The 18,202-nt window shown below is 71.4% G+C and carries 16 protein-coding genes and 1 pseudogene; 12 read left to right on the top strand and 5 right to left on the bottom strand.

The window, feature by feature from the left end:
• The first annotated feature begins 23 nt into the window (after window positions 1-23).
• The 8 genes from QRY02_RS07765 (at window position 24) to QRY02_RS07730 (ending at window position 9,669) form a co-directional block, all read left to right on the top strand.
• Entirely contained in the window at window positions 24-923 is a 900-nt protein-coding gene (locus tag QRY02_RS07765; protein WP_285990816.1) for an NADP-dependent oxidoreductase, read from the top strand.
• A gap of 141 nt (window positions 924-1,064) precedes the next feature.
• Entirely contained in the window at window positions 1,065-2,048 is a 984-nt protein-coding gene (locus QRY02_RS07760; protein WP_285990815.1) for a phage baseplate protein, read from the top strand.
• A gap of 85 nt (window positions 2,049-2,133) precedes the next feature.
• Window positions 2,134-2,532 (top strand): Het-E N-terminal domain-containing protein, encoded by a 399-nt coding sequence (locus QRY02_RS07755; RefSeq protein WP_285990814.1) that lies wholly within the window; start codon window positions 2,134-2,136, stop codon window positions 2,530-2,532.
• A 173-nt stretch (window positions 2,533-2,705) separates the two neighbouring features.
• Window positions 2,706-5,606, top strand: a complete 2,901-nt coding sequence (locus QRY02_RS07750; protein ID WP_285990813.1) for a hypothetical protein — start codon at window positions 2,706-2,708, stop codon at window positions 5,604-5,606.
• A 226-nt stretch (window positions 5,607-5,832) separates the two neighbouring features.
• A complete protein-coding gene (locus tag QRY02_RS07745) occupies window positions 5,833-6,771 on the top strand; it encodes an ABC transporter ATP-binding protein (RefSeq protein ID WP_285990812.1) in 939 nt (312 codons plus the stop codon).
• Window positions 6,768-7,607, top strand: a complete 840-nt coding sequence (locus QRY02_RS07740) for an ABC-2 transporter permease family protein (protein WP_285990811.1) — start codon at window positions 6,768-6,770, stop codon at window positions 7,605-7,607. Before QRY02_RS07745 ends, QRY02_RS07740 begins: the two co-directional genes overlap by 4 nt.
• A 71-nt stretch (window positions 7,608-7,678) precedes the next feature.
• A complete protein-coding gene (locus QRY02_RS07735) occupies window positions 7,679-8,995 on the top strand; it encodes a sensor histidine kinase (RefSeq protein WP_285990810.1) in 1,317 nt (438 codons plus the stop codon).
• Window positions 8,992-9,669 carry a response regulator gene (locus QRY02_RS07730; RefSeq protein WP_285990809.1) on the top strand — a complete coding sequence of 226 codons (678 nt, stop codon included), beginning with the start codon at window positions 8,992-8,994 and terminating at the stop codon, window positions 9,667-9,669. Before QRY02_RS07735 ends, QRY02_RS07730 begins: the two co-directional genes overlap by 4 nt.
• Window positions 9,670-9,727: 58 nt before the next feature.
• On the opposite strand, the gene QRY02_RS07725 is transcribed toward QRY02_RS07730, so the two are convergent.
• A complete protein-coding gene (locus QRY02_RS07725; RefSeq protein WP_285990808.1) occupies window positions 9,728-10,603 on the bottom strand; it encodes an alpha/beta fold hydrolase in 876 nt (291 codons plus the stop codon).
• Between the two features lie 93 nt (window positions 10,604-10,696).
• Between QRY02_RS07725 and QRY02_RS07720 the strand changes: the two genes are divergently transcribed.
• Window positions 10,697-11,152: a MarR family winged helix-turn-helix transcriptional regulator gene (locus QRY02_RS07720; protein WP_285990807.1), complete on the top strand. Its 456-nt coding sequence runs from the start codon at window positions 10,697-10,699 to the stop codon at window positions 11,150-11,152.
• Window positions 11,153-11,191: 39 nt separating this feature from the next.
• The gene (locus QRY02_RS07715) at window positions 11,192-11,572 is read left to right on the top strand and encodes a VOC family protein (RefSeq protein WP_285990806.1); all 381 of its coding nucleotides are present in this window, start codon (window positions 11,192-11,194) and stop codon (window positions 11,570-11,572) included.
• 52 nt (window positions 11,573-11,624) lie between these two features.
• Here QRY02_RS07715 and QRY02_RS07710 read toward each other — a convergent pair whose 3' ends face one another.
• Complete coding sequence (locus QRY02_RS07710; RefSeq protein ID WP_285990805.1) at window positions 11,625-14,063, bottom strand: heavy metal translocating P-type ATPase; 2,439 nt, start codon at window positions 14,061-14,063, stop codon at window positions 11,625-11,627.
• Window positions 14,060-14,266 (bottom strand): heavy-metal-associated domain-containing protein, encoded by a 207-nt coding sequence (locus tag QRY02_RS07705; protein WP_285990804.1) that lies wholly within the window; start codon window positions 14,264-14,266, stop codon window positions 14,060-14,062. Before QRY02_RS07705 ends, QRY02_RS07710 begins: the two co-directional genes overlap by 4 nt.
• A gap of 146 nt (window positions 14,267-14,412) precedes the next feature.
• Between QRY02_RS07705 and QRY02_RS07700 the strand changes: the two are divergent.
• Together QRY02_RS07700 and QRY02_RS07695 are read left to right on the top strand one after the other, a co-directional pair.
• Window positions 14,413-14,987 (top strand): annotated as a pseudogene (locus QRY02_RS07700) (sigma-70 family RNA polymerase sigma factor).
• 113 nt (window positions 14,988-15,100) lie between these two features.
• Complete coding sequence (locus QRY02_RS07695; RefSeq protein WP_285990803.1) at window positions 15,101-15,838, top strand: zf-HC2 domain-containing protein; 738 nt, start codon at window positions 15,101-15,103, stop codon at window positions 15,836-15,838.
• A gap of 230 nt (window positions 15,839-16,068) precedes the next feature.
• Here QRY02_RS07695 and QRY02_RS07690 read toward each other — a convergent pair whose 3' ends face one another.
• Window positions 16,069-16,671: a DUF5134 domain-containing protein gene (locus QRY02_RS07690; protein WP_285990802.1), complete on the bottom strand. Its 603-nt coding sequence runs from the start codon at window positions 16,669-16,671 to the stop codon at window positions 16,069-16,071.
• A complete protein-coding gene (locus QRY02_RS07685; protein WP_285990801.1) occupies window positions 16,668-17,999 on the bottom strand; it encodes a PepSY-associated TM helix domain-containing protein in 1,332 nt (443 codons plus the stop codon). Before QRY02_RS07685 ends, QRY02_RS07690 begins: the two co-directional genes overlap by 4 nt.
• Between the last annotated feature and the right edge of the window lie 203 nt (window positions 18,000-18,202).

The following is an 18,202-nucleotide window of genomic DNA, read 5'->3' as shown; positions in this document are numbered from 1 at the left end:
TCACTCGCAAACCGGGAGACATCGTGAAAGCAGTACGCTATGACCGTTTTTCGGGCATCGACGGGATCTACCTCGCGGACCTCCCCGAGCCCGTGGCCGGCCCGGGCGAGGTCGTGGTGCGGGTCGAGGCCGGTGCGCTCAACCCCGGGGCGCTACCGGCGCTGCACGGCAGTGCGTACACGCCGGGCCGCGATCTCGCCGGTGAAGTCGTCGCGGTCGGTGCCGACGTGCTCGGCTTCGCCGTCGGCGACGCGGTGCTGGGCCGGCTTCAGAGCTGGGACGCCCACGCCCAGCTCGTCGCCATCCCCGCAGACCAGCTGGTGAGCAAGCCTCCGGCCCTCTCCTGGGACGTGGCGAGCTCGCTCTGCACCACACCGATGGCGGGCCTCGGTGCCGTCCGGGCGGTTGAACCCCGGCCGGGCGAGACCATCGTGATCTCGGGTGCATCGGGCGGCGTCGGATTCACCGCCGCCCAGCTCGCGCTCCGTGCCGGAGCGACAGTGATCGGCCTGACCAGTGACGCACATTTCGACCTGCTCCGGCACCACGGCATCGAGCCCGTCCGGTACGGCGACGGGGAACAGGAACGGATCCTCGCCACGACCGACCGGGCCGACGCCTTCATCGACACCGTCGGTGGCGGCTACCTCGACCTCGCCCTCGACCTCGGCGTTCCGGCAGACCGCATCGACACCGTCGTCGACTACCGCGGAGCGAAAGAGAAGGGCGTCAAAGCTCTCGGAACGACCGACGCCGGCGGCCTCCCGGCGCTGGCCGAACTGGCCGCCCTCGCCGCCGCCGGCGACCTGCACATCCCCATCGCCGCAACGTATCCCCTCACCGCTGTGCGCGACGCCTATCAGGCCCTGGCCGACCGCATGACCCACGGGCGCATCGTGCTGCACCCGCGAGATCTCGGCTGAACCACCCTCGTCCCCGCCGGACGTGCCGCCCTGCCGACGTGCAGCAAGCCGCCGCATGACCGGGCAGCGGGCGGTTTGTACGTCTCGTGTACAGCGCCAAGGCAGGGTCGCTCGCCATCCACCCGATCCAGGAGACGAGCCGTGCCACAGAACTTCCTTCCCGACTTCACGCTTTCCCGGCGTTCGCTCTTCCGCGCCGGGGCCGCCACCGCTGTCGCGCTCGGTAGCGGGGCGCTGCTCGCCGGGACCGCCGCCGCTGCCGAGGAACTCCCCGCGTCGCCCTACATCGACATCACCAAGCCGTCCTACGACCTCTTCCGCAGCAAGATGCTGCACGAATCGCACCACGTCATGCAGGGCTTCGCCTTCGACAACGTCAACCGGCGCCTCTTCATCGTGCAAGCCCAAAACGGCACCTCCGGCGACGACCTGTGCGTCAGCCAGCTCAGCTTCTCCGGCGAACTGCTCGGCTCGATGCACGTCAACCACGCCGGGCACGGCGTGTCACTGGGAGTGGAACCCGTCGGCACCTCCTCCTACCTCTGGATGGAGTGCGACGCCGACGGAACCACCACCGAATCCCGCGGCACCGCCCTCGCCCGCTTCAAATTCGTCAACGGCGGCACCCCGGCGGTGAAGAAGTACCTCACCGGCAGCAAAAACATCACCTGCGCCACCGACCCGGTCCACCAGCGGATGGTCGTACGCCGCGACGAAGGCGGCCGGATGTGGTTCAGCGTGTTCCCGCTCGCCAAGGCCGTCGCCGGCGACTTCTCCGAGCCACTGGCCCACTTCCCCCAGCCCACGCTGAGCCCCTCCGGCGCCGTCTTCCAGGGCTACACGATCCTCGGCAGCTCCCTGTACATCCTGGACGGAGAAGGCCACGCCGACGCGGCCGACATCGACTCCTACGTCACCCGTGTCGACATGAAGACCGGCCAGGTCAAGGAACGCGCGATCACCCGGGCCGGCGAGTCCCTCGTCTGGCGCGAACCCGAGGGCATGGCGGTCTACCGCACGGCCGACGGCGAAACCCGCCTCTTCCTCGGCTTCGGCTCACGCAGCAGCGTCGACAACGTCAACCGCTACGCCAACCTCTTCTACAAGAACGTCCTGGTGGAGTGACCTCGGGGCCCACGGCGCGCGGGTCGTGTTCCGGCCCCCGCGATGCATACTGGTGGTGACGACGAAGCCGAACACGAGGTGGCGGATGACGACCGAATTGGTTGACGTGGTGCTGACGGCCCTGACGGCCGGTGCGGCGGCCGGGTTGAAGGACACCGCCACCTCGGCCGTCAAGGATTCCTACACCGCCTTGCGGACCCGGACGTTGAAAGTTCTCAAGACCGGCCGGGCGAACGGCGCCGAGACCGGCACCACCGTCGAACAGCTGGTGGCCGACCCCGCGGAGCACCGCCAGGACCTCATCGAGATCCTGGCGGCCGCGAAGCCGGCCGAAGTCGCCGAATTGGCCGAAGCGGCCCAAACGGTGCTGAGCGCACTGGACTCGGGCAACTCGACCGCCGGCAAGTTCACCGTGTACGCCGACAACGCCAAAGGCATCGTCGTCGGCGATCACACCGTTGCCAATTTCACCTTCACCGACTGACATTCCAGCCCGCCGCCGTAACTCCGGCCCCTCGGCGGCCGATTCAGTCGAGTGTCAGGGCAGCGAACCGGAGGGAACCGATCCGATGGCCGAACCGATCGTGGCGGCCGTGGCCGATGACGGCACCCACGCCACCTCCGATTTCGGCAACCAGTAGGCACGGCCGGAGAACCGTGGACCGAACCAGGGAACCGGACCCGCGGCAGGTGCGGATCGACCACGGTCAAGGGGTCGTGGTCGGCGATCACGCCCGGGTCGAGATGCACGTGCACCCGGCGGCCCGGCCGAGACCGCCGCAGGGGCCGGTCCGGACGATTCTCGACATCGACCCCACGGAACTGGGGGTTCACCGCGCGATCCATTTGGGTCCGGAAGGCGACGACGCCCGCATCGGGCCCGCCGTCCTGACGCCGTACATCCGGCGTGACCACGACGAAACCATCGTTTCCGCGCTCACCGGCGAACACCGCTCGGCCAAGCTGGTGATCCTGGTCGGTGGATCGTCCATCGGGAAGACCCGGGCCTGCTACGAAGCGATTGTGCGCACGAACCCGGACTCCTCCCTGATCGCGCCGGAAGACGCCGACGAGCTGGCAGCGCTGCTCGAAAACGGTGTCCCGCCGAACACCGTGCTCTGGCTCGACGACTTCCAGCGTTACGTGAACGGTCTCAACGGCGAGGCCGTCGCGACAGGTTTGCGGCGGCAGCTCGCGGCTTCGAGCCATCGAGGCGACCACCTCGTCGTCATCGGGAGCATGTGGCCGCAGTGGTGGCTCACCCTCACCCGGACACCGGGCGCGCGCCCTCGTGACGAGCATTCGGCGGCCCGGAACCTGCTCGCCCTCGCGGACAAGATCACCGTGGTGGAGGACTTCAGCGGGCTGACCGGTCCGGACGAAGACCACCTGCTCCGGAAGGTATCGACCGACCCCCGGCTGCGAGCGGCGTTCGAAGCGGGCGGGCCCACGAAACGGATCGCCCAGGTCCTGGCGGGCGGCCCCCTCGTCGTCGACCGGTTCACGACACTGGTCGACGAGCACGCCAAGGCGGTGCTGCTCGCGGCCGTGGACGCGACCCGGATGGGATTCGACTCCGCGCTGCCCGGCGCCCTGCTCGAACAGGCGGCAGCCGGGTATCTCACGCCGGAACTGCGCGTTGCCGCGGAGGGCTGGTTCGCCGCAGCGCTCGCGGAAGCCACCGAACTGGCGCACGGGATTCGTGCGCTGACGCCGGTCCGGTCGACCGCCGGGATCGGGCCGCCCGACGGCTACCGGCTGCACGACTACCTCCTGCAGTACGCGACCAGGGTTCGCCGACGGGAACGGCCCCCGGCGCAGCTGTGGGAAGCACTCGTGGCGCACGCGGTCAGCCCGGACGACGCGTCGCGGGTCTCGGAGAGTGCGCAGAGCCGCCTGCTGTACCGGTACGCGTTGCCGTTGTTGCGGTTCACCGCCGGCTCCGGGGACGAACGGTCCGCGCAACGGCTGGCCATTCTGCTGGCCCAGCAGGGCGATGTCGAAGCATTGCAGGCCCGAGCGGATCAAGGGGACAGCTGGGCGGCTCACGAGCTGGTTCAGGTACTCGCGCAGGCACGCGACTTCCACCGCCTGAAGATCTCGGCTGACGCGGGCAATTCGCAGGCCGCCTTGTGGCTGACGAAACTGCTCGCCGAATGGGGTGATCTCGACGAGCTGAAACTCCGGGCGGATGCCGGTGACAGCCAGGCGCGAAAGTACTACGTCGATCTTCTGATCAACCGCGGGGATCTGGTCAAGCTCCGGATCGAGGCCGGCAACGGCGACCGCCGGGCGCAGGACCACCTCGTCCGGCTGTGGGTTTCCCGAGGTGATGTCGGCGAGCTGACGAAGCTGGCGCGGCACGGTGATTCCCGTGCGGCGTCGGGACTGGTGGAGGTGCTGGCGCGCAACGAGGACATCACCGGCCTCCGCGCGCGAGCCGACGTGGGCGATGTCGAAGCGACCGCGCGGCTGGTGGATCTGTTCGGCAGGAAGGGCGACATCGCCGGGTTGGCGGACTACGCCGCGGCCGGAAACGACGCCGCGTCGTGGGAGATCGCCCGCCTGTTGACCGACCGGGGAGACTTCGAGCGGCTCAAGGACCGGGCCGAGCGGGGAGACGTGCCCGCGCGCCGCTATGTGATCTCGTTCCTCGAGTCCTGGGGCGATGTCGCCGGCCTGCGCCACTGGGCCGGCACGGGAGACCTCGACGCGGTGCACGCGCTGGCCGGCCTGCTCGCGAAGAGCGGGAAAAGCGACGAGGCGATCGCGGTCCTGGTCGGTGCGCTCGACGCGCGGCACCGGCCGGGAGCCGAATCGCTGGTTTGCGAGCTCGAGCGGACGCCCGGGTTCGATCCGCACTCGTTCGAGGGTTTCACGAGAGCGGAAGTCGGGGTGCTCAATGCCGTCCACCGGATCCTGAGGTCGCGAACTGCCGCGCCTGAGCTGCCGCCGGTTTCGGGACCGGGCGTCGACCGTCCCGATCGCCGGCGGGACTGGGTCTCCCCGCTCTCCGGCAAGTCGGCTCGAGCCCTGGTTCCGACCAGGACGTTCCTGTCCGCGATGATCACCCGGGGGGATCTGGAAGGCCTGCGCCGGTTGGCGCGAGCGGGCAACACCCTGGCCGCGGCGGGTGTCCTGGACGTGCTGGCCGACCGCGGTGACGTCGCGGGCCTGCGCGAGCAGGCCGACGACGGAGACAGCCGAGCCTCGGCCGTCTTGGCCGAGCTGCTCGCCGAGCGCGGAGACCTGGCGGCGATTCGTGAGCGGGTGGACCACGGTGACGTGCCCGCCCTCGAGCGGCTGGTGCGGATTTTGGTGGCCGAGGAGGATTCGGGCGAACTGCGGCACCTGGCCGACGCCGGCCACATCCAGGCCGCCGCGGGTCTGGCGAACGTGCTCTTCCACCGTGCCGACCTGGAAGGGCTCAAGCGCGAAGTGACCGCCGGGAACCTGTTCGCGTCGAGCCGGCTGATGGACCTGGTGGCGCGGCAACACCCGCGCTTGTTCGCCCGGCTGCGCAGGTACGGCCTGACCGCTGACGGGACCCCCGCGTGAGCCCGGACTGATGCTGCCCGGGTGACGATGCCGGCCAGATCCGCCGCGACACCGCCGGTGGATGCGCGTGCACGACTGAACGGGAGTGCGTGGCTACCCGTAGTACCGCGGTACCACGGGCGGCGCCGGATTCCCTCCTCCGGTACCACGATCCTCCCCGGTGCCGTCCTTAGCGTGAGAAGCGAACGGACCGGGCTGTCCGGTCCGGGATCTCAGGGGATGAGCGATGATCGAGGCACACCAGCTGACGAAGCGGTACGGGGAAAAGACCGCGGTGGACACAGTGGACTTCACCGTCCGGCCGGGCACGGTCACCGGATTTCTCGGGCCCAACGGCGCGGGCAAGTCGACCACGATGCGGATGATCGTCGGGCTCGACGCGCCGACCAGTGGCTCGGTCACGGTCAACGGGCGCCGCTACGCCGAGCACCGCGCGCCGCTGCAGGAAGTCGGGGTCCTGCTCGAGGCCAAGTCGGTGCACCCGGGCCGGTCGGCGTTCGACCACCTGCTCGCGCAGGCCCAGACCCACGGCATTCCGCGCCGGCGGGTCGACGAAGTGATCGAGCTGGCCGGGCTGCAGTCGGTCGCGAAGAAGCGCGCGGGAAATTTCTCCCTCGGCATGGGCCAGCGGCTGGGGATCGCGGCGGCCCTGCTGGGCGACCCGGCGACGGTCATCCTCGACGAGCCGGTCAACGGCCTCGACCCCGAGGGCGTTCTCTGGATCCGCACCCTGCTCACCGACCTCGCCGCCGACGGCCGGACCGTCTTCGTCTCCTCGCACCTGATGAGCGAGATGGCCCTCGTCGCCGAGCACCTCATCGTCGTCGGCCGGGGACGGCTGCTCGCCGACACCACCGTCCACGACCTCGTCCGGAACGCCGGCGGCGACACCGTGCACGTGGCCACGGCCGAGCCGGGCCGGCTGCGTGAGGTCCTGGCCGGACCGGGCGTCGAGATCGCCGGCCGCACCGGCTCCGAGGAACTCCAGGTCAGCGGCCTCTCGGCCCGCTCCATCGGGCTCACGGCCGCCGAGCACGGCATCGCCCTGTCCGAACTCTCCCCCCGGACCGTCTCCCTCGAGGACGCCTTCATGGACCTGACCCGCGACGCCGTCGAATACCACGGCGCCACCACCGGCCTCGACACACTCGGGAGCGCGGCATGAGCACCCTGACGACACCCACAGCCCCCGCCGCCCGGGCCACCCGGCCGGCCTACCGCGTGACCGGACGCCACGTCCTGCGCTCGGAGTGGACGAAACTCTGGTCCCTGCGCTCCACCTGGATCACCCTCGGCCTCGGCCTGGTCTTCCTGGTGGCGTTCGGGCTGATCTCCGCCGCCCGGTACAAGTCCAACATCAGCTCCGGCCAGCCCCTCGACGAGGACTTCGCCGGCGCCACCGCCCTCAACCTGTCGCTCTTCGGGACGAACTTCGCGCAACTGGCGCTGGGCGTGCTGGGAGTGCTGGTCACCGCCGGCGAGTACTCCACCGGCATGATCCGCTCGACGCTGACCGGGGTTCCGCGCCGGCTGCCCGTGCTGTGGTCCAAGTCGGCGGTGTTCGGCGTCGTCGCGCTGCTCGTCGGCGTGATCGGCGCGTTCCTCGCCTTCGTGTTCGGCAGCGCCATCGTGTCCGGGACGCCCGCGGCGATGACGCTGTCGGACACGGGTGTCCTGCGCAGCCTGCTGGGCGCCGGTCTCTACCTGGGCCTGGTCGGCGTGATCGGCGTCGCGCTCGGGGCGCTGCTGCGTTCGGTCGCCGGCGGCATCTCGGTCCTGGTCGGGGCGCTCATGCTGATCCCGGGCCTGATTTCGCTGCTGCCGGCTTCCTGGCAGGGCGACATCAGCCCGTACCTGCCGAGCAACGCGGGACAGTCGATGTTCGCCTTGACCCACGACGCCACCAGCCTGTCACCGGGCGCCGGGCTGCTGGTCTTCCTCGGCTGGACCGTCCTGCTGCTGGCCGGAGCCGCCTACCGGCTGGCGAGGTCGGACGCTTGACCGAGGCTCCGCCGGTGCGGCACCCGGGTGCCGCACCGGCGGTTTTCCTCCACGATGGACAGGTGAGGCACGTGCGCAGCGACGAACAGGTGGGCCACCCGCCCTCGTCGTGGACCGCTCCCCTGCCGGCGCACCCGTTGGTCACCTGGCTGACGCGGCTCGGCCAGCGGGTCCGGCAGGCGGACCGGCGCCGCCCGTGGGTCCTGGACCTGGCCGTCGTCGCCGCGCTGTTCGTGGTGTTCTGCCTGCCGGATCTGATTCCGCACGATGAAGACGGGGGCCCGGAGCAACTCCTCCTCACCTTCAGGCACCTGCCGCCGGTGGGCACCCTGGCGCTGCAGGCCGGCCTGGTGCTGCCCTTGCTGTGGCGGCGGCGGGCACCGTCGGTCGCGCTGGCCCTGACCGCGGCGGCATTCCTGGTCCAGTGGTCGCTCGGGGTCGTCCTGCGCGCCGACATCGCGCTGCTCGTGGCGCTCTACAGCGTGACCCTGCACGGGCGTCTGCGGCACCTGCCGTGGGCCTGCGCGGCCGAGATCGCGCTCCTGATTCCGGTGGCCGCGCGGGTTTCCGGGTTCGTCTCGTTCTGGGAGGCGCTGTTCTTCCTGCTCACCGCGCTCACCGCGGCCGTCGCACTGGGGCTGGCCGTCCGGATCCGCCGGGCCCAGCTCGCCAGCCTGCGCGACCGCGCGGCCCAGCTGGAGATCGAACGCGACCAGCGCAGCAGGCTGGCCGCCGCCACCGAGCGCGTCCGGGTGGCCCGCGAGATGCACGACATCGTCGGCCACAACCTGTCGGTCATCATCACGCTGGCCGACGGCGGCGCCTACGCGGCCGACGTCGCCCCCGGACGCAGCAAGGAAGCACTCCGGCTGGTCGGCGACGCCGGCCGTCAAGCGCTGGGCGAACTGCGGCGCATGCTGGGCGTGCTGCGCGAGAAAGGCGACACACCCGAGCTGGATCCCCAACCGGGCATCGCCGACCTCGACGCGTTGTGCGCGCGGATCCGCGCGGCCGGCCCGGAGGTGGTCTACCGGTCCGGCGGCGAACTGGACACGCTCGACCGGGGCGTGCAGCTGATGGCGTACCGCATCGTCCAGGAAGCGCTCACGAACACGCTCAACCACGCCGGTCCCCGCACCCGGATCGACGTCCTGATCGCCGCCGACGGCCGGGAGCTGCGCATCCGCGTCCGGGACAGCGGGCGCGGCGACGGCCCGGCACAACTCGTCGCCCCGTCGGAGACGGGGAACGGGCTGGCGGGGATGCGGGAGCGTGCCGCCCTGTACGGCGGCACGGTCGACGCGGGCCCCACGCCCGGCGGCGGGTGGGTGGTCACGGCCGTTCTCGACATCGCGCCGCTGCCCGGTTCCCCTGGCGGGACACCGTGACGACCATCCTCATCGCCGACGACCAGCCGTTGCAGCGCTTCGGTTTCCGCATGCTGCTGGACGCGACGCCGGACACCGAAGTCGTCGGCGAAGCGGCCCACGGCGCGGAAGCCGTGCGCCGGACCGCGGAGCTGCGGCCCGACGTCGTGCTCATGGACATCCGCATGCCCGGCATGGACGGCATCGAAGCCACCCGGCGGATCCTCGCCACCGGTGGCCGTTCCCGCGTCCTCGTCATGACCACCTTCGACCTGGACGAATACGCCTACGCCGCCCTCCGCGCGGGAGCCAGCGGGTTCCTGCTCAAGGACGCCCACCCCGAAGAGCTGCTCGCCGGCATCAGGGCCGTCGCCGGCGGCGACGCCGTCATCGCCCCCGCCCTGACCCGGCGGCTCCTCGACACCTACGGCCACCGGCTCCCCCACGGCGGAGCCACGCCCGAGCACCCCGCTGATCCTCGCTGGGCGTCGTTGACGGCCCGGGAACAGGACATCCTGGTGGCGATCGGGCAAGGGTGGACCAACGGGGAGATCGCCGAGCGTCTCGTGCTGTCCGAATCGACGGTCAAGACCCATGTCGGGCGCGTGCTCGCGAAGGTGGGAGCCCGGGACCGCATCCAGGCGGTCATCCTCGCCTACGACCTCGGCCTGACCCGCCCGAACCCGCCCGCCTGAGCCGCGCGGGGCGCCACGCCTCGACGGCGGATCACCGGAACACCCGGCCGCGGGGTCATCATTTCCGATCGATGTCCGTGTAGAAGGACAGGAGGGCGTCCGCGAGCTGGCGGGGGGCCTCCATGGCCACGTAGTGGCCGGTCCGTTCGAGGTGAACGGCGGTCACGTCGGTGGCGACCTGCCGCAACGTCGCGGGCGTGAAGTCTCGCGAGCCGCCCGCGACCGCGAGGACGGGCATGTCCAGCTTCCGGGCCGCGAGCTCGCGGAGTTCTTCGCCGTCGGTGAGCAGGGACCGGTACAGGCCGGCGGCACCGGCGAAGGCGTCGGATCGTGCGTAGGAGCGGACGAGTTCGTCGACGTCGGTGCCGGTGAACGCGCCGGGGTTCGCGGCGAGGGAGGGAATCGCGTAGTCGGCGATGAACGCGCGCTCGCGTCCGGTGAGGAGCATCTCCGGGATGTCCGGGGCGGCGAGGACGCCGATGTGCCAGGCGCCGCCGTGGGTGACGTCGGCGAGCATCTCGGCGCCGAATCCCGGGAGCCCGGTCTCGATCCCGGTGTAGCTGCGGACGAGTTCGGGGTGGGTGGCGGCGACGCGGAAGGTCGTGGGACCGCTGATGTCCTGGCCGGTGAGGTGGACGGGCCCGACGTCGAGGCCGGCGATCAGGTCGCTGAGGTCTTTCGCCGCTGTGGCGCTGTCGTGCTCCGGGGTCGCGGTGGCGGAGTCGCCGAATCCGCGCAGGTCGACGGCGAACACCCGGTGGTGCTCGCTGAGCAGGGGGATCAGCTTGTGGAAGACCCACCAGGTCTCGGGGAAGCCGTGCACCAGCAGGACGGGAGACCCGGCGGTGCCGGCGGCCACATAGTGCAGCTCGGTGCCGTTGAGGCTGACCCGGTGGTGATCGACACCGGGGATGGTGGCGGCGAGACGATTCATGAATTCCCTCAAGTCGATAGACAAGTGACTTGTCGAACCTTAGGGATAGACAAGTCACTTGTCCACCTTGGTGAGTCTCGTATGATCGCGCTCATGGCGCAGTCCAGCGGCGCCGAGCTCGCGCTTCTGCTGCTCGGCGGCTTCCACTCCATGGTCGACGAGGTGAACGTCGAGCTCGCGAAGCGCGGCCACGACGGCGTCCGCCCGGTGCACGAGTTCGCCCTGCGCGCCGTGGACGCGGGCGCGGACACCGCCTCCGAACTCGGTCGCCGGCTGTCGGTCACCAAGCAGGCCGCCGCGCAAACGATCGCCGTACTGGAGGGGTTCGGCTACGTCGACCGCGTGCCCGACCCCGGCGACGCACGCCGCAAGCGCGTGCGGGTCACCCCGCGTGGCCACGAGCTGATGGCCATCGGCGGCGCACTGTTCGACGACGTCCGCAGCCGCTGGGCGGTCCGGATAGGACTCGAGCAGCTCGAAACCCTGGAAACCCACCTGGCCCAGCTCACCGAGCGCCGCTCGTTCACTGCCGAAGATCTGCAGGACTGATTCCGCGAAGTCATCTCACGCGTCGGATAGTCTTGCGCCGTGCATCGCAGCCGGTTGTTCGGGATCTTCATCGACGCGCCTGCCGCGGAAGCCGGTTCGGCAGCCGATTTCTGGTCTGCCGCGTTGGGAGTTCCGGCGCGTTCCGTGGCGGGCGAGGAACAGTTCACGGCTCTGGACGGTGCCATTCCCGGGTTGATCGTCGACATCCAGGCGGTCGACGACGAGCCCCGGTATCACGTCGATATCGAGACTGATGACGTGGCGGCGGAGGTGGCCCGCTTGACAGCCCTGGGCGCGAAGCCGGTCTCGCGCTGGCTGGAGTGTCACACGCTGCGCGCGCCCGGTGGCCACCTGCTCTGCGTGGTGCCGGTGCACAGCGATCCGGAGACGTTCCACAGGCTCGCTCGGACATGGCCATGACGGGGCCGCGGGCTCGCTGCCGTCCGGGCAGCCGCCGGCCCTGTCGCCGTTGTCACGCCTGGGGCTCGCGCACCAGCTGATGCGAAGTGGTGCCCCGGAATCTGGTGAGGCGCAGGCTGTTCGAGACCACGAGGCAGCTCGACGCGGCCATCGCCGCGCCCGCGATCATCGGGTTCAGCAGCCCGGCCGCCGCCAGCGGCAACGCCGCCACGTTGTAGGCCAGCGCCCAGAACAGGTTCGCCTTGATCGTCGCCAACGTCCGCCGCGACAACCGGATCGCGTCGACCGCGGCCATCAGGTCACCGCGGACCAGCGTCAGGTCCGCCGCCTCGATCGCCGCGTCGGTGCCGGTACCGATCGCCAGCCCGAGGTCCGCCGTGGCGAGCGCGGCGGCGTCGTTGACGCCGTCGCCGATCATCGCCACCACGCGGCCCTGGGCCTTCAGATCGGCGATCACCGCCACCTTCTGTTCCGGCGAAACCCCGGCGATCACCTCCGTGATCCCCGCCTCCCGGCCGACCGCCTGGGCGACGGCCTCGTTGTCACCGGTGAGCAGCACCGGTGTCAAGCCGAGCCGGCGCAGCTGGAACACGGCGGGCGCCGACGTCGGTTTCACCGTGTCGGCCACGACCAGCACCGCGTGCGCGAAGCCGTCCCAGCCGAGAATCACCGCGGTGTTCCCGGCCCGCTCGGCCTGCTGCTTCACCTTGTACAGCGCCGACGGCACCCGGACCGACATCTTCTGCAGGAGTTCGGGCCTGCCGACGACGACGCGGTGGCCGTCCACCCGGCCGAGCACCCCGTACCCCGCGACGGCGCGGAACTCCCGCACCTGGCCGACTTCGCCGAACCGGCGGCGGGCCGCTTCGGTGACCGCGACGGCGATCGGGTGCTCGGAAGCGCTTTCCAGCGCGCCGGCCAGCTGCAACGCCAAGTCCGGTGGCACGCCGTCGACGGTCTTGACGCCGGCCAGGGTCATCTTCCCGGTGGTCACCGTGCCGGTCTTGTCGAGCACGACGGTGTCGACCCGCCGCGTCGACTCCAGCATCTCCGGACCCTTCACCAGCACGCCGAGCTGGGCGCCGCGACCGGTACCCACCAGCAACGCCGTCGGCGTCGCCAGCCCCAGCGCACACGGGCACGCGATGATCAGCACGGCGACCGCGGCGGTGAACGCCACACCGGTGCCGGCACCGGAAATCAGCCAGAATCCGAGCGTGGCCACCGAAAGAACCAGCACGATCGGCACGAACACCGCGGACACCCGGTCGGCGAGCCGTTGCACGTCGGCTTTGCCGCTCTGGGCGCGTTCGACCATCGTCGCGATGCGGGCAAGCCGGGTCTCGGCGCCGACGCGGGTCGCCCGCACGACCAGCCGCCCGCTCATGCTGACCGTCGCGCCGACCACCTCGGCGCCGGCCGCGACCTCGACCGGCACGGCTTCCCCGGTGACCAGGCTGAGGTCGACCGCGGACGCGCCGTCCACGACCACGCCATCGGTGGCGATCTTCTCCCCCGGCCGGACCACGAACTCCTCGCCGGTGCGCAGCCGGTCGATCGGCACCCGCTCCTCGCGGCCGTCCCGCAGCACCGCGACGGACTTCGCCCCCAGGTCCAGCAGCGCCCGCAGCGCCGCACCGGCCCGGCGGCGCGAGCGCGACTCGAAGTACCGGCCGGCCAGGATGAACAGCGTGACACCGGTGGCGACCTCGAAGTAGATCCCGTCGACGTCGTGGTCGGCGTAGAGGGTGAGCGCGAACTCGTGCCGCATGCCGATCACCCCGGCCCCGCCGAAGAACAGGGCGTAGAGCGACCAAACGTAAGCCGCGGTGACGCCCATCGACACCAGGGTGTCCATGGTCGCGGTGGCGTGCCGGAGGTTGGTCCACGCGGCGCGGTGCAACGGCCACGCGCCCCACAGCACCACCGGCGAGGCCAGGACCAGCGAAACCCACTGCCACGCCGGGAACTGCAGCACCGGCACCATGGCCAGCAGGATCACCGGAGCGCCGGCCAGCGCCGACAGCTGCAGGCGGCGGCGCAGCGCGTCGGCAGGCAACGGCTCGGACGCCGTCTCCGCGGGCTGCGGTGGTGCGGGTGGCGCCGCGGTGTAACCGGCCGCCTCGACCGCGCGGATGACGTCGCCGGTCGTCATCGTCGGCGGGACCCGCACGTGGGCCTTCTCCGTGGCGTAGTTGACGCTGGCCTCGACGCCGTCGAGGCGGTTGAGCTTGCGTTCGATCCGCGCGGCGCACGACCCGCAGGTCATGCCGCCGATCGCCAGCTCGATCGCCGCCCCGGCCGGCGCCGGCGGGGTTACCGCATCCCGGACGTCGAGCCGGCGTGGATCGATGGCCTGGATGGGGTCGGTGACGGGGTCGGGCCGACGAGGCCGCCCCTCGGGCGGGCCGGGCCGGACACCGGTCCCGGCACGGCCGCGAACGCGGTCACCTCGAGCGGAGCCGGCATGACGGCCTCCGGTGGTGGTCATCGGACGAGCTGGTAGCCCGCGGTGCGGATCGCCTGCTCGACCTGCCCGAAGTCGAGGGCTTTCTCACTGGTGACCTGAACGTTCCCGCTGCCGAGGTCGACGTCGATCCGGTGGACGCCGGGCAGCTCGCCGAGCTCCTCGCGAACCGAACCGGCGCAGTGCCCGCAGGTCATCCCGGTCACCGCGTAGGTCGTCTGGGTCATCGTCGTCCACCTTCCCGGCCGTGGCCGTGTCGTGACGGGGCAGTGCCCTCGCCGTGACAAGGTCGGCCGCGTGCGCCGGATGGTTCCCGCGAGTTTTGTTCAAGATCGTTTTCAACCGGATCGGCGGGAGCGACGTAGTAGCGAGTGTGACGCCAGAACGCGCGGACGACGCCGAGATCACGCGGTGGGCGCTGCTCGCCGGCCGCGGCGACCGCCCGGCCCTCGAGCGGTTCCTCCGCTCCACCCAGCCGCACGTCTGGCGGTTCGTCGCCGGGCTCAGCGACCCGCAGTCCGCGGACGACCTGAGCCAGGAAACCTACCTGCGGGCGCTGAGCAGCCTCCCCGGTTCAAGGGCACCTCCTCGGCCCGGACGTGGCTGCTCTCGATCGCCCGGCGCACGGTCGCCGACCACATCCGCACCCTCCAGGCCCGCCCGCGGCAGGCGTCGGTGACCGACTGGGAAGCCGCCGCGGAACGCGCCGAACCGGCCCGCGCCGAGCGGATCGACGAGCAGGTCGTGCTCGACCAGCTCGTCCAGGCCCTCGACCCCGACCGCCGCGTCGCGTTCGTGCTCACCCAGACTCTCGGACTGTCCTATGCCGACGCAGCGGAGGTCTGCGGGTGCCCGGTCGGCACGATCCGTTCGCGTGTCGCCAGGGCGCGGGAAGACCTGCTGGCGGCGATGGCCGGGACCCGTCCGGGCTATCCGGCGGTCGGCTGACCGGCTTCGTCCGATGACGTTGCTGCACCTGTCGCGCGCGGCCGGAAGTGGCCAGGCGCACCGCAACCCACACCGGCGGGAACTCGGAGGGGCCTTCGCGCGACTATGTGGAGGTGAACTGCTCCGACTTCCGTGAAGCGCTCTCGGCCCGGATCGACGGTGAAGCGGCGTCGCTGCCGGACCCGGTGGTCGACAGCCACCTCGCGGGCTGTCCGCAGTGCCGGGCCTGGCAGGAGGAGGCCGTCCGGCTCCGGCGGCTGATGCTGGTCCGCGAGGCACCGCAGGTGCCCGACCTGACCGACCGCATCCTCACCGAGAGCCCCGCCCCGCCGGCGCAGCGCTGGGGCCTGCGGATCGCCCTGGCCCTCGTCGGGCTGGTCCAGAGCGGCCTCGGGCTCGCCGAACTGCTCGGCGCGGACGTCGGGCACGCCGGGCACGGCGGGATGATGGCGATGGCCGTGCACCTCGGCAACGAGAGCGCGGCCTGGAACCTCGCGGTCGGCTTCGGCCTGCTCTGGGCCGCCTTGCGCCCGGCGACCGCGGCCGGGCTGCTGCCCGCGCTGGCCGGTTTCGTCGCGGTCCTCGGCCTCGTCTCCGGCATCGATCTCGCCGACAGCCAGGTCACCTTGTCCCGGGTGCTGTCGCACGGCCTGCTCGTGGCCGGGGTCGGGCTCCTCTACGGCGTGCGCCGCCAGCATCGCCGGACATCGACACCGGGCCCGAGCGCGCGCGTCGAACCCGGGGCGCACGACGACGTCACGCTCGGCTGGCAACCCCGGGCCAAGGCCGACGGCCGGGGTCCGCGCCGCCGGTTCCCGCACCTGCCGGCCAGCCGCCGTCGCGCGGCCTGATGACCGCGGGACGCGCCCGGCCCGGCCGGCCTGAGGACCGCAACCGCTGGGCCTCCTCCGCAGTGGCCGCGGGAATGGACATGACGGCGGCGCTCATCCGGCACCTGCACGTGCCGAGGTGGCCAAGGCGGCCACCGACTTCATCGAGTTCGAGCCGCACCCCCGACCCGGCGCGGGATCCGTTCGCAGGCCACGCCGGATCGTGAGTCAGCCGCGCTCGCAGCCTGATCTCACAGCATCGCCAGCAGCATCACGGAGGTGCCGAGGCCCATCAGGGCGTCGGCGCCCCACCCGGCCGTGCGCACCGACGGCGGCGCGATCCGGGCCCCGTCGACGAGCCGGGCCAGGAACGCGATCCCCGCCAGGCAGAACGCGGTCGCCAGCGTCAGCGCGACGATCACCACGTCGGCGGGCACCCCGCCGCCGGCCGACGGAAGTGCCATCGCCATGCCCTCCATTCCCGGCATGTCCATCGTCGTCGCCGCGCCGCTGCCGACCATGGCGCGCGGCATCGCGAACACCATCCACACCATCGCCAGCATCATCACCGCGTGATAGCCCGGGTGCCACCGGCCCTCGTGGGCGGCGCCGCGCACCGCGGCCACGGCGAACCACACCGCGGCGAACCCGAACAGCACCACCTGCGGAACGCCGGCCACTCCCATCGTGGCCGGCCACACCATCGCGACCATGGCCAGGCACATCGCCGCGTGCAGCACGTCGCCGACCCGGCCCGTCACCGACTTCCGGCGGAAACAGCGGTAGACACAGAACGCCCCGGCCGCGACGAACACCGCCGTCAGGATCCACCGCAATCCGGTCGCCTCGATCACGCCTTCACCTCCTGACGACGAGCCGCGACGATCAGGTCGACGACCAGGAAAGCCAGCAGCGACAAGCCGAACACCGGCAGGTAGTAGCCCACCACCGCGGTCGCCACCAGGAACGGCGCGAGCACCCGGCCCGGAATCCGGCGCCACGTTCCCCGCACCGGCGGACGTCCGACGCGCGCGTCACCCCGGGTCGGACGGCGCAGCCACCACATCCGGTAACCCCAGAAGATCACCGCGATCAACCCGACCGCCAACCCGGTGAGCACGATCTGGTTCGCCACCCCGAACAACAGGCCCATGTGGGCGTCGATCCCCCAGCGGGACAGCTTGGCCGCCACCGAATAATCGGAAAACGGCAGCGTGGCGGTGATCCGGCCGGTGGCCGGATCGACGGCCATCGAGTCCGCCTTCGTCGGCCACTCCCGCCCGACCTGTGCCACGACGTACGCCTTGCCCGGCGCGGACGGCGGCCGGATCTCCACCGGGTCCGACAAACCCGCCTGCAACGTCGCCGCGCGCACGGCGTCGATTCCGACGTCGGCGCCCTGGGGAGTGGCGGCCGGGAGCGCGGCCGACACCGAGGGCGTCGTCCAGTCCAGCTGTGAGCGCAGCTCGCTGATGTTGTCGCCCGCGTGCTCGGACCAGGTCAGTCCGGTGGCCGAAAGGACCAGCAGCCCGGCCGCGATCACCAGGCCGGTCATGCGGTGCCAGGACAACAGCCGTCCGCGCGCGCTCTGCGACTTCTTCCGCTTCCGGCTCCCGAACCAGAGCGCGATCCCGGCCAGCACCACCACCCACAGCCAGCTCGCCGCGAGTTCGCTGTACCAGCGGCCGAAGTCACCGAGCTGCAGGTTGGCGTGCAGCCCGTCGAGCCGGCTGCGCAGTGGCAACGCCTGACCCGAACCGTAGGTCTCCAGCTGCCCGCGGATCGTCCCCGTGTGCGGATCGACGAACACCGTGTGGTGGAAGCTCGGTTCGAGTCCCGGCCGGTTGAAGATCACCTGCGTCGAGTCGGTCGGCGTGGGCCCGGGCCGGATCCCGGTCACCGTCCCGTCCGGCACCGCCGCCTTCGCGACGGCCGCCTGCTGCGCCAGCGGGACAACCCCGGGCGCGGCCGGGACGTGCAGCTCGTGGTCGTAGACGGCCTGCTCGGCCTGCGGAGTCCAGATGTAGGCCAGCCCGGTCAACGCGGCGACCAGCAGAAACGGGCCGACGAACACCCCGGCGTAGAAATGCAGCCGCACCAGCAGCGGGCGAACCGCCGCCCAGGTGAACCGGGGCTCGGGCGGCGCCTCGGCCGTACGCTCTTCGCTCTGGTCGATCGACATCGAGCTCCTTTCGCCTGCCTCGGAGGTATCAGTCGGCTGCCGCCCGCGCCGGGTTCCCGGCGATTCGGTGACGCGGTCGTCGGCGGCCCGGGCCTGGCCCCCTCGCCGGGCGGTGCCGCGGCTGCCGCACTGGCGCACGAGCTCGAGCCGGGGCTCGGAGGACAGACTGTTCTCCGGTTAAGATTCGGCGGCCAATCATGCTC

This window comes from Amycolatopsis sp. DG1A-15b, from assembly GCF_030285645.1.
In the GTDB taxonomy this organism is placed as follows: domain Bacteria; phylum Actinomycetota; class Actinomycetes; order Mycobacteriales; family Pseudonocardiaceae; genus Amycolatopsis.
The sequence above is the reverse complement of the archived record's forward strand: the minus strand, read 5'-3'. Positions and strand labels throughout refer to the sequence as shown.